Genomic DNA, 14,428 nt, shown 5'->3' with positions numbered 1-14,428 from the left:
ATATTGCACAGACGTTCCGTATTTACCCTAGGACAAGCATTATGCCGCGAAAACACCGTTGAGTTAGCCGATTTGTTGTTGTACGATGACGTATAAGAAATCTCAATTTCCATTTAATTGAGCTTCCACATACCATTCGACGCCCTGGATACATATCATGACGACACCGCAGGAACTGAAGCAGATCGTTTCCGAAGGCCTCCTGTCCTTCCCCGTTACCGACTTCGACGAACAAGGCGATTTCCGCGCCGATACGTATGCTGAGCGCCTCGAGTGGCTTGCTCCTTACGGCGCGTCGGCGCTGTTCGTCGCCGGCGGCACGGGCGAATTCTTCTCGCTCACGCACAACGACTATTCGAACGTCGTGAAAACGGCTACCGAAGTCTGCAAAGGCAAGGTGCCGATTCTCGCCGGCGCGGGCGGCCCGACGCGCGTCGCGATCGCCTACGCACAGGAAGCCGAGCGTCATGGCGCGAACGGCATTCTGTTGATGCCGCATTACCTGACGGAAGCCTGCCAGGAAGGCATCGCCGCGCACGCCGAAGAAGTCTGCAAGTCCGTGCCGAACATGGGCGTGATCATCTACAACCGCGCCAACTCCAAGCTTAACGCCGATATGCTCGAAGGCCTGGCCGAGCGCTGCCCGAATCTGATCGGCTTCAAGGACGGCGTGGGCGAGATCGAGAACATGGTGTCGATCCGCCGCCGTCTCGGCGACCGCTTCTCGTATCTCGGCGGCCTGCCGACCGCTGAAGTTTATGCAGCGGCGTACAAGGCACTGGGCGTTCCCGTGTATTCGTCGGCGGTGTTCAACTTCATTCCGAAGACCGCGATGGACTTCTACCGCGCCATCGCCGCGGACGACCACGCGACCGTCGGCAAGCTGATCGACGAATTCTTCCTGCCGTATCTGGCGATCCGCAACCGCCGCGCAGGCTACGCGGTCAGCATCGTCAAGGCGGGCGCGAAGCTGGTCGGCCACAGCGCCGGTCCGGTCCGCGCACCGCTGACGGATCTGACGGAAGAAGAAATGGGCAAGCTGGACGCGCTCATCAAGACGCTCGGCCCGCAGTAATCCGGCCGGCGTAAGCGGCAGCAATCGACACCCGGCGGCCGTGCGAACGACGGCCGCGTAGACGGCACCGCAAAGAGCGCCCGGGACGGCAACGTCGCCGGGCGTTTTTTGTAGCGCCGCACCAGCATGTATCGAAAGGCCTGTGGCCGCTCATTGCGCCACGACGCACGGGAGTCCGCTCCCACGCATAAGAAATTCAGGAGATGACCATGGAAATGAGCCGCACGGCGAGTGCCGCCCACGCCGCAAAGCGCACCCGCGTCCGCTACGGAATTTTGCTGCTGATCTTTCTGATCACCACCTTCAACTACGCGGACCGCGCCACGTTGTCGGTGACCGGTTCGGCCATGCGCGCCGAGTTCGGCTTCGACGCGATCCGCATGGGCTACATCTTCTCCGCGTTCAGTTGGGCCTACGTGCTGTCGCAACTGCCGGCCGGCTGGCTGCTGGACCGCTTCGGCGCGCGGCGCGTCTATGCGGCGAGTATTTTCTTCTGGTCGCTCTTTACGCTGCTGCAAAGCTCGATCGGTTTGCTGGGCAGCGCGGCGGCGGCCGTCACCGCGCTGTTCGTGCTGCGCTTCGCGATGGGTGCGGCCGAATCGCCGGCGTTTCCGGCCAACGCCAAGGTGGTGGCAAGCTGGTTCCCGACCAACGAACGCGGCACGGCGTCGGCCATTTTCAATTCGGCGCAGTACTTCGCTGCGGTCGTGTTCACGCCGTTGATGGCGTGGCTCACCCACGCGTTCGGCTGGCACATGGTCTATGTCGTGATGGGCGTGATGGGACTTCTGCTCGCGCTCACCTGGCTGAAGGTGATGAAAAACCCCGCCGATCATCCGCGTGTGTCGCGTTCAGAACTCGAGTACATCGAGCAAGGCGGCGGCGTGGTCAACGGGCAGAAGAAAGCTCGCTCCATGGGCAAGATCGAGAACACGGGCGGCTGGTCTCTGGTTCGCCAACTGCTGAGCAACCGCATGCTGCTCGGCGTCTATCTCGCGCAGTACTGCATCAACGTGCTGACCTACTTCTTCCTGACGTGGTTTCCGATCTACCTCGTGCAGGCGCGCGGCATGACGATTCTGCAAGCGGGTCTGGTGGCTTCGCTGCCGGCGATCTGCGGATTCTCGGGCGGCGTGCTCGGCGGCATTCTGTCCGATGGGCTGATCCGTCGCGGCCATTCGCTCACAATCGCGCGCAAGGTGCCGATTGTCGGTGGCATGCTGCTGTCGGTGTGCATTATCGGCTGTAATTATGTGTCGACCGACTGGGTCGTCGTCGCGCTCATGTCGCTTGCGTTCTTCGGCAAAGGCATCGGCGCGCTCGGCTGGGCCGTGGTCGCCGATACGTCACCGCGGGAGGCGCTCGGCCTGTCCGGCGCGATTTTCAATATGTTCGGCAACGTGGCCGGCATCGTGACGCCGATCGTGATCGGCTATCTCGTGGCGAAGACCGGCTCGTTCAACGGCGCGCTGGTGTTCGTGGGCATCAACGCCCTGCTCACGGTGTTCAGCTATCTCGTGATCGTGAAAGATATCAAGCGCGTCGAACTGCGCCCGAACTGATCGCGCAGCGGTTATCGTACTTCTCTGCGGACGGCGAAATATGCGCCACCGCAGCGCGAAATGCAGGCAGGAAAAGGACTTCGGCGTCGCAGCGGACGCCGGTCCGCAAAATGATATGGCGTGGTTATAATCAGTCGTCAGACGACGGTATAATGAAACGCATGAAGTGTCTGCAACTATCTGATTCAAGGGGCGTTTTCGATGGCTACACCACTGGCATCCGCGGCACCGCCACGACGCGCGCGTAATCTTGCCGAGTTCGTCGTCAGCTACGTGACCGAGCAAATCGCGTCCAACGCCTTGAAGCCCGGCGACAAACTGCCGACCGAATCGCAACTCATGGTCACGCTGAGCGTGAGCCGCACCGTCATTCGTGAGGCGATTTCGCGTTTGCAGGCGGGCAAGATCATCGAAACACGGCACGGCATCGGCAGCTTCGTGCTGGAGCCGCAGCGCGAAAAGCTAGGCATCGACATGGTGCCCGCCACCACCTTGCGCGACGTGTTGTCGATCCTGGAACTGCGCATCAGCCTCGAAACGGAATGCGCGGGTCTTGCCGCCCAGCGCGCCAAGCCGGACGACCTCGCGCGCATGCGCGCCGCGCTCGACGCGATCGAAGCCACGCGTCATAACGGGCTGGACAGCGTCGATGCCGATCTTCAGTTTCATATCTCGGTGGCGCGCGCCACCGGCAACCGCTATTTCGTCGACATCCTCACGCAAATGGGCAGCGCGCTGATTCCGCGCAACCGGCTCGATTCGGCGGGCATTGCGCGCGCGGAACCGGACGCGTATCTGTCGCTCGTCAATCTCGAACACGAAAGCATTCTCGAAGCGATCACCCGCCATGATGCGGAAGGCGCGCGCGCGGCAATGCGTATGCATCTGTCCAATAGCCGCGAACGTCTGCGGCGGGCGAACGAAGCGGCTGAGGCGAATAGCTGATTCGCCTTGCCGTTGAATCGGGTTCGCCAGGGCGGACGCAATAAAAAAATATGGCCGGGATATCCCGGCCATATTTTTTACTTCACTTAATCACCCGCCATTTAGCTGCGTGTGATCTCGCCATCGCGACGGCGCCACAGATCCAGCGGGTTGCTGTCAGCCAGTGCTTCCGGCAACAGATCGGCCGGGAAATCCTGATAGCACACCGGACGCAGGAAGCGCTCGATCGACGTCGTGCCAACCGAAGTCGCGCGGCTATCGGACGTAGCCGGGAACGGGCCGCCGTGCACCATCGCGTGCGACACCTCGACGCCCGTCGGAAAGCCGTTGACCAGAATCCGCCCGGCCTTGCGTTCGAGAATCGGCACCAGCTTCTTCGCCGACGCCAGATCCGCGCTGTCCATCTGCACCGTGGCGGTCAACTGGCCGTCAAAGTACTCGGCGACCGCCAGCAGTTCCTGCTCGTCCTTGCAACGCACGATGGTCGAGGCCGGGCCGAACACTTCGTCTTCCAGCGCCGGCGTGGCGAGAAACGTCTGCGCATCGGTCACAAACAACGCCGCGCGCGCCTGAGTCGGGCCGGTCGTATCGACACCGCGAGCCACGGCTTCGACGCCCTTGATCGCGGCCAGCTTACCCTCGCCTTCTTCATAGGCCGCGCAGATGCCGGACGTCAGCATGGTCTGCGCGGGCTTGCCGCTCAGTGCTTCGGACGCAGCGGCGACAAACGTCTTGAGCGCGTCGCTGTCGACGGCAATCGCGAGGCCCGGGTTGGTACAGAACTGACCTGCGCCGAGCACCAGCGAATCGACGAAGCCACGCGCGATGCTGTCACCGCGCGCCGCCAGCGCGTTCGACAGCAGGAACACGGGGTTGATGCTGCTCATTTCCGCATACACCGGAATCGGCTCGGCGCGCGCCGCCGCGACGCGCATCAGCGACGTGCCGCCCGCGCGCGATCCGGTGAAGCCGACGGCCTTGATCGCCGGATGCGCGACCAGCGCCTCGCCGACGGAATTGCCCGCGCCGACGATCATCGAGAACACGCCTTCGGGCAAGTCCATCTCCTGCGCGACCCGCTGGATCACGCGGCCGACCATCTCCGACGTGCCGAGGTGAGCGCGGTGCGCCTTCACCACCACCGGGCAGCCGGCCGCGAGCGCCGCCGCCGTATCGCCGCCCGCCACCGAAAACGCGAGCGGGAAATTGCTGGCGCCGAACACCGCGACCGGGCCGAGCGGGATCTTCCGCATGCGCAGGTCGGAGCGCGGCAGCGGCTTGCGCTCCGGCAGCGGCGAGTCGAGCGTGGCGGCAAGCCACTGACCGGCGCGCACGACTTGCGAGAACAGCTTGAGCTGGCCGGTGGTGCGGCCGCGCTCGCCTTCGAGACGCGCCTTCGGCAGACCTGATTCCTGGTGCGCGCGCTCGATCAGCGCATCGCCCAACGCGGTGATGCCGTCGGCGATACGCTCGAGGAACTCGGCGCGCACTGAGAGCGGCAGTTGACGGTACGGATCGAATGCCTGCTGCGCCAATTCACACGCCTGCCCAACGAGCTCAACCGAGCCGCTGCCGAAAACCGGCTCCGCGATATCGGATCCCGTGGCAGGATTGAACGCATGCAATGGTTTTTCCTCGCCGCGCACCGCTTTGCGGCCGATCAGCATTTCGCCGGTAATTGTCATTTGCTTTCCTTGAGTGAAGGCTTAAGATATAAGTCATCCTACAACATTTCGAGACTTGCGCGCAACCTGAAACGCCTGCCTGGCGAGGAATTCGGGTTAACGTGACCATTACAATCAGCGAGGCCAGTGCTACTCTGCAATCAAGACATACGACGACCTATAACCCATGTCGAGCCGTCGTCGGAGCTTGCCCGATCCATTGCCGTGCGAGGAAACCAGCCCATGCCAGCCATCACACCTTACCAGCCCTTACCCAATAGTTTCCGCCGGGCAGTCTGCGGCGGTGAAACCCTGATCGGCTGCTGGGCGTCGCTCGCCAGCCCGATCGTGACCGAGCTGCTCGGCATCGTCGGTTTCGACTGGATGCTGCTGGACGCCGAGCACGCGCCGAACGACGTGCTCACGCTGATTCCTCAACTGATGGCGCTCAAGGACAGCGCCAGCGCACCGGTCGTGCGGCCGCCCGCCAACGACAGCGTGTTCATCAAGCGTCTCCTCGACAGCGGCTTCTCGAACTTCCTCGTGCCGTTCGTGGAAAGCGCCGACGACGCGGCCCGCGCCGTCGCCGCCACGCGCTACCCGCCGCAGGGCATTCGCGGCGTGTCGGTGAGCCATCGCGGCAACCACTATGCGACCGTGCCCGACTACTTTAGCGTCGCCAACGACAATGTCTGCGTGATCGTGCAGATAGAAAGCCGCAAGGCCGTCGACGCAATCGACGAAATTCTCGCCGTGGACGGCGTGGACGCCGTGTTCGTCGGCCCGTCCGACCTCGCGGCCGCTTACGGCCAGCTCGGCAACGCGAATCATCCCGACGTGCAGGCGGCGATCGCGCACGTGTTCGAACGCGCGCAGGCCGCGGGCAAACCGAGCGGCATCCTCGCCCCGGTGCAGGCCGACGCCGAGCGCTATATTTCCATGGGCTGCCGCATCGTCGCGGTGTGCGCGGATATGGGGCTGCTAAAAGGCGCCGCGCAGACGGTTCAGAAACACTTCATGCAGAAACAGGCGGGCCAGCAGTAAGCCGGCCGCCATGACATCTTCGGAGCATTCCATGCAAAAAGCAGGCTTTATCGGACTCGGCATCATGGGCAAGCCCATGGCCGCGAACCTTCTCAAGAACGGCGTCGCGCTGGCGGCGTTCACGCGCAGCGGCGTGCCCGGCGATCTCGTCCAGGCGGGCGCCGTCGCGTGCGACAGCCCGGCCGCGGTGGGCGCGCAGGCCGACGTGATTTTCATCATGGTGCCGGATACGCCCGACGTCGAGCGCGTGCTGTTCGGCGAGCAGGGTCTTGCGAGCGTGTTGCGCGCGGGACAAACCGTAGTCGACATGAGCTCGATTTCGCCGATGGCCACGCGCGAGTTCGCGGCCCGCGTGCGCGAGAGCGGCGCGGACTATCTGGATGCGCCGGTTTCCGGCGGCGAAGTCGGCGCCAAGGCCGGCTCGCTGACCATCATGGTGGGCGGCGAAACCGCGACCTTTGATGCCGTCAAGCCGCTCTTCGACATGATGGGCAAGAACGTCACGCTGATCGGCGGCGTCGGCGCCGGCCAGGTGTGCAAGGTGGCCAACCAGGTGATCGTCGCCGCGACCATCGAGGCTGTGGGCGAGGCGCTGCTGCTCGCATCCAAGGCCGGCGTCGATCCGGCGCGCGTGCGCGAGGCGCTGATGGGCGGCTTCGCGTCGTCGCGCATTCTCGAAGTGCACGGCGAACGCATGACCAAACGCACTTTCGATCCGGGCTTCCGTATCGAACTGCACCAGAAAGATCTGAACCTCGCGCTCTCGACCGCGCAATCGCTCGGCGTGTCCCTGCCGAACACCGCCACCTGCCAGGCGCTGTTCAACGCGTGCGTTGCGCACGGCGGCAAGGCATGGGACCACTCGGCGATGGTGCGCGCGCTCGAATTCCTCGCCGATCACGAGATTGGCCAGAAAACCGCTTAAGCCGCACGCCGCTTTTTGATGCGCCGCTCCGCTTGCCCTGAAAGTTAGGCAAGCAGCGGCGCACTTGTGCATTCGCCCACTTCGTCGCGAACTGACAAGAGTTTCATCGTCGCCATAGGTGGAGATTTTTTACAAATATTAAGGATACCTTACGTAAACAAAACGATTTCGACGACTTGCATCTGCATTCAAAAAGTAGCAGCGATTACTGACAACGCCCGCAAAGGGCAAGGAGACATCCGTGGCAAACATAGATAAAACCAGCGGCAAACGGACAACATCTAAAACACCCAGCCAGGCTGAACCCAATTCGCCCGCCCGCCGCGCGTTTATCGTGCTGGCGGGAACGTCGGCGGGCGCGACGCTGCTCGGCGGCCTGTCCGCTTGCGGCGGTTCCGTCAATGGCGGGACAACCACGCCGCCGGTCGTGCAGGATCCGATCTGGGGCACCTCGGGCGCCGCGACGCAGATCATCGCGTCTTTGCAAGGCATCACTCAGTCGATGTTTGCCACCCGCGATTTCGTGGTCACGCAGTACGGCGCTGTACCGTGCGCCGTCGTCGCCGCGACCAATCCGTACACGGGCTCGGCATCGGTCGCGAGTCCCGGTTCGAACCAGACCAACGCCGCCGCCTCGTTCGACTCGCGCCCCGCGTTTCTCGCCGCTGTCCAGGCCTGCAACGCCGCGGGCGGCGGACGCGTGGTCGTGCCGGCGGGCACGTGGTACTGCGCCGGACCGATCGTGCTGCTAAGCAACGTGAACTTCCACCTCAGCGCGAACTGCACGATCTACTTCAGCCCGAACCCGGCCGACTACGCGAAGGACGGCCCGGTCGCGTGCGGCGCCAACGGCAATCTGTTCTACAGCCGCTGGCAGGCGAACGATTGCCTGAACTACGGCTCGCCGGTGTACGCGCGCAACCAGACCAACATCGCGCTGACCGGCGAAGACGCGACCTCGGTGCTCAACGGGCAAGCCATGACGCCGTTCGCCGGCAGCGGCAACACGGCCACGTGCTGGTGGACCTTCAAGGGATCGAATGGCGCGTATGGCTGCGTGAATTCGTCGACGCCGTCGCAGGCGTATCTGAATCCGAAGAACGTCGATCTGAAAACCGCCGCGCCGGGCATTTCCGATGGGCTGTATGCGCAACTGACCAGTCCCACGACACCCTGGCAGGAGGACCAGAACTATCTGCCCGCGCTCTCCGAAGCCGGCGTGCCGATCGCGCAGCGCATATTCGGCATTGGGCACTACCTGCGTCCGTGCATGGTCGAGTTTATCGGCTGCACGAATGTGTTGATGGAGAACTACACCACCAACAACACGCCGTTCTGGCAGCATCATCCGACCGATTGCAAGAACGTCGTGATTCGCGGCGTCACGACCAACAGTATCGGCCCGAATAACGACGGCTTCGATCCGGACGCGTGCAACAACGTGCTGTGCGACAGCGTCACGTTCAACACCGGCGACGACTGCATCGCAATCAAGTCAGGCAAGGATCTGGATACGCAATACGGCCCCGCGCAGAATCACGTGATCCAGAACTGCATCATGAACAGCGGCCACGGCGGCATCACGCTCGGCAGCGAAATGGGCGGCGGTGTGCAGAACATCTACGCCCGCAACCTGCAGATGCTGAATCAGAACTGGGCGACCAATCCGCTGAACATCGCGATTCGCATCAAGACGAATATGAATCGCGGCGGTTTCGTGAAGAACTTTTATGTCGATAAGGTCACGCTGCCGAACGGTGTCAGCCTGAAAGGCGCGGGCTACGGCAGCGCGTTACTGAGCGGCAGCCCGATCAACGCCACGGTGCCGCTCGGCGTCGTGACGGCGAGCGCGGCCAATCCGTCGGCCGCACAGGGCGGCCTGATCACGTTCGACTGCGACTATCAGCCGGCGAACGACGCCATTCGTATCCGTCCGGCAGTCGTGCAGAACGTGAACATCTCGAACGTGACGGCAAGCAACGTAACGCTCAACGGCGTGACCGGCTCGTGCTTTCAGGCGATCGTCGCGCAAGGACCCGTCGCGTTCGATTACAACGGTGCGGCCCCGACGCCGACTATTCCGCCGATCAGCGGCGTGACGATCTCGAACTGCAATCTGGGCACGGCGGTTTCGGCCGGACCCGCGAGCGCGACCACGCCCGGACCGATCTACGCGTACAACGTGAACGGTATTACGTTGAGCAATGTGGTGATCGGCGCGACGACCTATAACACGACGGTGGTTGATAAGCGGTAAGGGGCAAGCAGTGGAACGGCTGTGCGAGGCGCGAGCTTCGTCCAGCCGCGAAGATTCAGAACACGCAGCGAATAAAGCAAAAAAATGGCGACGCCCGAAAGCGCCGCCATTTCCATTTTCCCGGCCGCCCGATCAACGTCCGGAATTCATCGCAACCAGGCCAGACTCACTTGACCACCGCACTCGCCGGCGTCCAGCGCGGCTCTGGCGTCTTGTCCGCGCTCTTCGCCAGCAAACACACCACGCCGGCCGCGATGATATCGAACACCGCCAGCACCACGAACAGCGGGCTATACCCGATCTGCGTAACCAGCACGCCGAACAGCGCGGTGAACGCAGCCGCGCCCAGATAACCCGCCATGCCGCCCATGCCAGTCGCCGTCGCGACCTCATTCTTGCCGAACATATCGGACGTGATCGCGTACAGCGCACCCGACAAGGTCTGGTGCGCAAAACCGCCGACGCACAGCAGCGCCACCGCCACATACGGACTCGCCACGAGGCCCACGCAGGCCGGTCCGATCATGAACAGCGCGCCGACCACGAACACCATTTTCCGCGACGTGAACAGCGACACCTTGGCGTACTTGTGAAACAGCGGGCTGAGATAGCCGCCCAGCACGCAGCCGATGTCGGCCGCGAGAAACGGCATCCAGGCATACAACGCGACTTCCTTCAGGTTCATGTGACGCTCGGTCATCATGTACAGCGGAATCCACGCGTTGAAGGTCTGCCATGCCGGCTCGGACAGAATGCGCGGAATGCCGATCGCCCAGAAATCGCGGCTGCCCAGCATGGCGATCCAGTTGCGCTTGGCGGCGCCCGCGTCGCTGTGCTTCGCTTCCTGACCGCTCAGAATGTAGTCGCGTTCGGCGTCGCCCAGCAGCTTCTGATTGCGCGGATGCTTGTAGAGCGCCATCCACAGCACGCTCCACACGATCCCGGCCACACCGACTATCACGAAAGCCAACTGCCATTCGCCGTGCAGCAACGCCCACACCACCAGCGGCGGCGCCAGCAACGCGCCGATCGACGAGCCGATGTTGAACCAGCCGATCGCGACCGAGCGCTCCTTGGCGGGAAACCACTCGCTCGTCGCCTTGACGCCGGCCGGAATGCCGGCCGCTTCCGCAATGCCGAGCAGGCCGCGGAAGAACGCAAGGCTGCGCCAGCCCGTCGACCACGCCGCCGCGGCGCACGCCAGCGACCAGGCGAGCGCGAACGCCGCAAAGCCGATCTTGGTACCAACCGTGTCGAGCAGGAAACCCGCCACCGGCTGCATGAATGCATAGCAAAGCTGCCACGCCACGACCACGTGCGCATACTGCTCCGTGGTGATGTGGAGGTCTTTCATCAACGTCGGCGCCGCGACTGACAGCGTGTTGCGCGCGAGGTAATTGATAATGAGCCCGGCCGCGACCAGACTGACCATCCACCAGCGGATGCCCTTGATCTTCATTGCTGCGTCTCCTCGTAATCCTGAACGTCTCAAACAGGCCGCGTGGCGGAAGCGGCCGAGCCGTCCGCAGCGGCGTCATCGCGCGAATAATCGATACCCACGAAGCTGCCGCCCTGGAAGCGCTGGCCCAGCGCGTCGAGCGGATTCGGCCGCGCGAGAATTTCTTCGGCGTAGACCTCGGCGTTCTGCGTCGGCTGATAGCCCAGACGTTCGGCGCCGCTGTTGTCCCACCAGCTGCGCGTGTTGGCCGAGACGCCCCAGATGGTCAGGAAACCTACGTTCTCTGCTTCGACGCAACGGTCGAGAAAATGCAGCAGATCGCGATGACCAAACCAGGTGCTGAGATGCCGCGGCTCGGTCGGCCGTTCGAGACAACTGCCGATACGCACGCAAATGCTCTCGATGCCGTGCTTGTCCCAATACATTCTGGCGAGCGCTTCGCCCCACACCTTGCTCAGACCGTAAAAGCCGTCCGGGCGCAGTTCGCAATCGAGGCTCAGATGCTCGGTGACCGGATACATGCCGATCGCGTGATTGGAGCTCGCGAACACGATGCGCTTCACGCCTTGCCGGCGCGCGCCTTCGTACACTTCGACGAGTCCGCGCAGATTGTTTTCGATGATCTCGGGCAGCGGACGCTCCACGCTCGTGCCCGCGAAATGGATCAGCACGTCGACGCCTTCCAGCAGACGATCCACGACTGCCGGATCGCGCAGGTCGCCGTGCATCACGTCCTCGCCGTCCACGAGCGGCACGAGGGCCTTCGAGCCCGCCGCTGAACGCAACGGCGTGCCGCGCGCGATCAAAGCGGCGCGTACCACGGAGCCTAGCTGGCCACCGGCTCCACTCAGAGCAATCTTCTTCATAAGGTTCCTTTCCTGCGCCGCGCGCGATCGAACTGGGTACAACGCTCGCTTCTGTCATGACGGCAGCGTCTGCCAATTCAGCGATAGTTGTACGATAACGTACTATCTGCGATGCGAGACCGGATTTCAATTAGGCACTTACCCTTATTCGAACGGACTGATACCGAAATTTTCCTTACGAAACAAGCGAGTATGCTCGCACTATTTATGTGACATCGTATAACTATAAATACGTAGTTTGCGTGAAATCTGCGATGTGCTGAACCACGGCCGTCGGCCTCGCGCGAGACGCCCACAAGCGCGTAGACTTGATGCGCTCACGCTTAAGCCGCTCTGCCGCCGCGATCCGGCGCAGCGCTCCTCGTCGATACATCACTTAGCGCAGCACCTCACCATGCTCACTGCCCACTGTTCCGTGCAATCCGTCGCCCTGCCGGCTGAATCAGGCGTCGCGCGTTTGTACGACGCGCCGGACCTGGCCGACGCGTACGCCGTCCGCCTGCCCGAGAACGCCGTCGACGATCCGGAATTGCTCGCGCGCTTCGTGTTCGCGCATCAGGCGGGCTGGATCGCGAAGCTGATGAGCGTGCGCGATGCGATCGTCGCGCGTGTCGGCCTGAAGACTGCCAGGCAGTTACGCAGCATCAAGGATCCTGCCGCCGCAAGGGACCGCCTCGACTTCTTCAGGATCTACACGCGCAGCGCGCACGAGATCATCCTCGGCGAGAACGACCGTCATCTCGACTTCCGGGTTTCACTGCTGCAGCAGACCCGTGACACGCGTGACGACCGTTCGCGCTATCTGATCCTGTCGACCGTGGTGCATTGCCACAATCGACTCGGCCGTTTCTATATTCTCGTGATCGCGCCGTTCCACCGGCTGGTGGTGCGCTCGTCATTGCGGCGAGCGGCGCGGATAGGCTGGCCGACCGCCTGAAGCGGCTCGAACCGCGGGCTCGAGTATGGCCCACGGCTCAGTTTCGATGCGGTCGGGCGCGCGTGCTTGTTCGCGCCCCGCCGCGCTCGCGGCAACAAACCAGATCAGCGAAGCAACGCATTACGACCCGATGAACTCCAGCAAGTCGCCGTTCACCTTGGCGGCCTCGACGGTGCACATGCCGTGCTGACCACCCGGATACACCTTCAGCGTGGCGTTCTTCACGATCTTCGCAGTCAGACGGCCGGCTGCGTCGATCGGCACGATCTGGTCGTCGTCGCCGTGCAGCACCAGGGTCGGCACGTCGATCTTCTTCAGGTCTTCGGTGTAGTCGACTTCGGAGAACTGCTCGATGCAGTCGTACAGCCCCTTGATCGACCCAGCCATGCCCTGGACCCAGAACGAATCGATCACGCCTTGCGACACTTTCGCGCCCGGCCGGTTGTAACCGTAGAACGGTAGCGCGAGATCCTTGAAGAACTGTGAGCGATCGTCTTCGACACCCTTGCGGATACCGTCGAACACGTCGATCGGCGTGCCGTTCGGATTGCTCCCGGTCTTCAGCATCAACGGCGGCACCGCGCCGATCAGCACGGCCTTCGCGACGCGTTGCGTGCCATGGCGGCCGATGTAATGCGCGACTTCGCCGCCGCCCGTCGAATGGCCGACGAGCGTGGCGTCCTGCAGATCGAGGTGTTCGATCAGCGCCGCGAGGTCGTCGGCGTAGGTGTCCATGTCATTGCCGTCCCACGTCTGCTCCGAGCGGCCATGGCCGCGCCGGTCATGCGCGATCACGCGAAAGCCCTTGCTGCCGAGAAACAGCATCTGCGCGTCCCAGGCATCCGCGCTCAATGGCCAGCCGTGCGAAAAAACGACCGGACGGCCCTTGCCCCAGTCCTTGTAGAAAATGCTCGTACCGTCTTTCGTCTTGATCGTGCTCATCTGCTGACTCCTTGTAGTTGAAGTCTGCCGTTGCCGGCAGGTGGATGAAGGGTAGCTTCTCGAACCATTCGCGCGGCACGCAACATGAAGCCCATTGAGGCGCGGCATGCGCTGCACCACACGTCGATGACGGATTCGCGACGCGCCTGGCCGTTCGGCCGGTACGTCGGCTATGACTATTCGAAGCGAATAACGGGAAAAAATACTGGACTGGCCACACGGCGTGCACGCGTAAGGAGCATGCGCTCTTTTGAAAAACGCTGCCGTCTGGCTGCCTGCATGGTATGAGCAAACGGGCTTATTGGCTAGCCGCCGCGCGCATGGAAAGTCGGTTCGGACGGAGCGATTGTCGGTTGATGACGAGCCCATCCCAATTGCCGAACCTTGCGTTGCCGATCGAGTCGCAACGCAAGGTCGCGACCGCCGCGGGAAAACTGCAGGCTCGCGTCAGACGCGTACTCGAACCCGTCCCCGCGACAATGCTGCAGCGCGGTCGATTGCCGCAGTCACGCAGTCAAAGCGCGAAAGAGCCCGCATCGTGCTTAACGAGAGCGATCAGAAAAACTTGATATTCATCAATGATTTGCCATCCCAAAAAGGGAAATCGCCACAAAACAAGGTGGTTTTTTGACGCACGTCGCGGCGCAGCAAAAAAATCGGCCATCCCCTACGCTTGCGCCATCTGCCCAGTGCAGTGCGCACCGACAACGGTCGACGCGCGTAGTCCGCCCTCCCGGACCCCACGCACTTCA

General features: G+C 62.8%; 12 protein-coding genes. 8 read left to right on the top strand and 4 right to left on the bottom strand.

The genetic code is table 11. From position 1 onward, the window contains the following. The first annotated feature begins 157 nt into the window (after nucleotides 1–157). The 3 genes from kdgD to ACFSNN_RS27635 all read left to right on the top strand — a co-directional run bounded on the left by kdgD (nucleotide 158) and on the right by ACFSNN_RS27635 (nucleotide 3,582). Nucleotides 158–1,075 carry a 5-dehydro-4-deoxyglucarate dehydratase gene (gene kdgD, locus ACFSNN_RS27645; RefSeq protein WP_012426741.1) on the top strand — a complete coding sequence of 306 codons (918 nt, stop codon included), beginning with the start codon at nucleotides 158–160 and terminating at the stop codon, nucleotides 1,073–1,075. Between the two features lie 209 nt (nucleotides 1,076–1,284). Further along, a complete protein-coding gene (locus tag ACFSNN_RS27640) occupies nucleotides 1,285–2,637 on the top strand; it encodes an MFS transporter (RefSeq protein ID WP_134465108.1) in 1,353 nt (450 codons plus the stop codon). Nucleotides 2,638–2,838: 201 nt separating this feature from the next. After that, entirely contained in the window at nucleotides 2,839–3,582 is a 744-nt protein-coding gene (locus ACFSNN_RS27635; RefSeq protein WP_054040224.1) for a FadR/GntR family transcriptional regulator, read from the top strand. A gap of 101 nt (nucleotides 3,583–3,683) precedes the next feature. Here the strand turns inward: ACFSNN_RS27635 and ACFSNN_RS27630 are convergent, their stop codons facing one another. Beyond that, nucleotides 3,684–5,267 (bottom strand): aldehyde dehydrogenase (NADP(+)), encoded by a 1,584-nt coding sequence (locus tag ACFSNN_RS27630; protein WP_134465109.1) that lies wholly within the window; start codon nucleotides 5,265–5,267, stop codon nucleotides 3,684–3,686. Between the two features lie 222 nt (nucleotides 5,268–5,489). Between ACFSNN_RS27630 and garL the strand changes: the two genes are divergently transcribed. The 3 genes from garL to ACFSNN_RS27615 all read left to right on the top strand — a co-directional run bounded on the left by garL (nucleotide 5,490) and on the right by ACFSNN_RS27615 (nucleotide 9,472). After that, nucleotides 5,490–6,290: a 2-dehydro-3-deoxyglucarate aldolase gene (garL, locus tag ACFSNN_RS27625; protein ID WP_134465110.1), complete on the top strand. Its 801-nt coding sequence runs from the start codon at nucleotides 5,490–5,492 to the stop codon at nucleotides 6,288–6,290. 31 nt (nucleotides 6,291–6,321) lie between these two features. Next, on the top strand, nucleotides 6,322–7,215 hold the full coding sequence (locus ACFSNN_RS27620) for a 2-hydroxy-3-oxopropionate reductase (protein ID WP_208949594.1): 894 nt from the start codon (nucleotides 6,322–6,324) through the stop codon (nucleotides 7,213–7,215). A 250-nt stretch (nucleotides 7,216–7,465) separates the two neighbouring features. Continuing rightward, nucleotides 7,466–9,472, top strand: a complete 2,007-nt coding sequence (locus ACFSNN_RS27615) for a glycoside hydrolase family 28 protein (RefSeq protein WP_377689002.1) — start codon at nucleotides 7,466–7,468, stop codon at nucleotides 9,470–9,472. Between the two features lie 166 nt (nucleotides 9,473–9,638). Here ACFSNN_RS27615 and ACFSNN_RS27610 read toward each other — a convergent pair whose 3' ends face one another. Next, the gene (locus ACFSNN_RS27610) at nucleotides 9,639–10,931 is read right to left on the bottom strand and encodes an MFS transporter (RefSeq protein WP_134465113.1); all 1,293 of its coding nucleotides are present in this window, start codon (nucleotides 10,929–10,931) and stop codon (nucleotides 9,639–9,641) included. A 29-nt stretch (nucleotides 10,932–10,960) separates the two neighbouring features. Next, the gene (locus tag ACFSNN_RS27605) at nucleotides 10,961–11,797 is read right to left on the bottom strand and encodes an NAD-dependent epimerase/dehydratase family protein (RefSeq protein WP_134465114.1); all 837 of its coding nucleotides are present in this window, start codon (nucleotides 11,795–11,797) and stop codon (nucleotides 10,961–10,963) included. 394 nt (nucleotides 11,798–12,191) lie between these two features. Here ACFSNN_RS27605 and ACFSNN_RS27600 point away from each other — a divergent pair, with 394 nt between their 5' ends. After that, on the top strand, nucleotides 12,192–12,734 hold the full coding sequence (locus tag ACFSNN_RS27600) for a DUF2867 domain-containing protein (protein ID WP_134465115.1): 543 nt from the start codon (nucleotides 12,192–12,194) through the stop codon (nucleotides 12,732–12,734). A 120-nt stretch (nucleotides 12,735–12,854) separates the two neighbouring features. Here the strand turns inward: ACFSNN_RS27600 and ACFSNN_RS27595 are convergent, their stop codons facing one another. After that, the gene (locus ACFSNN_RS27595; protein ID WP_134465116.1) at nucleotides 12,855–13,676 is read right to left on the bottom strand and encodes an alpha/beta fold hydrolase; all 822 of its coding nucleotides are present in this window, start codon (nucleotides 13,674–13,676) and stop codon (nucleotides 12,855–12,857) included. A gap of 250 nt (nucleotides 13,677–13,926) precedes the next feature. On the opposite strand from ACFSNN_RS27595, the gene ACFSNN_RS27590 reads away from it, so the two are divergent. Beyond that, nucleotides 13,927–14,307 carry a hypothetical protein gene (locus ACFSNN_RS27590; RefSeq protein ID WP_134465117.1) on the top strand — a complete coding sequence of 127 codons (381 nt, stop codon included), beginning with the start codon at nucleotides 13,927–13,929 and terminating at the stop codon, nucleotides 14,305–14,307. Nucleotides 14,308–14,428 lie beyond the last annotated feature (121 nt).

The organism is Paraburkholderia dipogonis, from assembly GCF_042680985.1.
Classification (GTDB): Bacteria; Pseudomonadota; Gammaproteobacteria; order Burkholderiales; family Burkholderiaceae; genus Paraburkholderia; species Paraburkholderia phytofirmans.
This window is presented reverse-complemented; position numbering and strand designations above follow the sequence as displayed.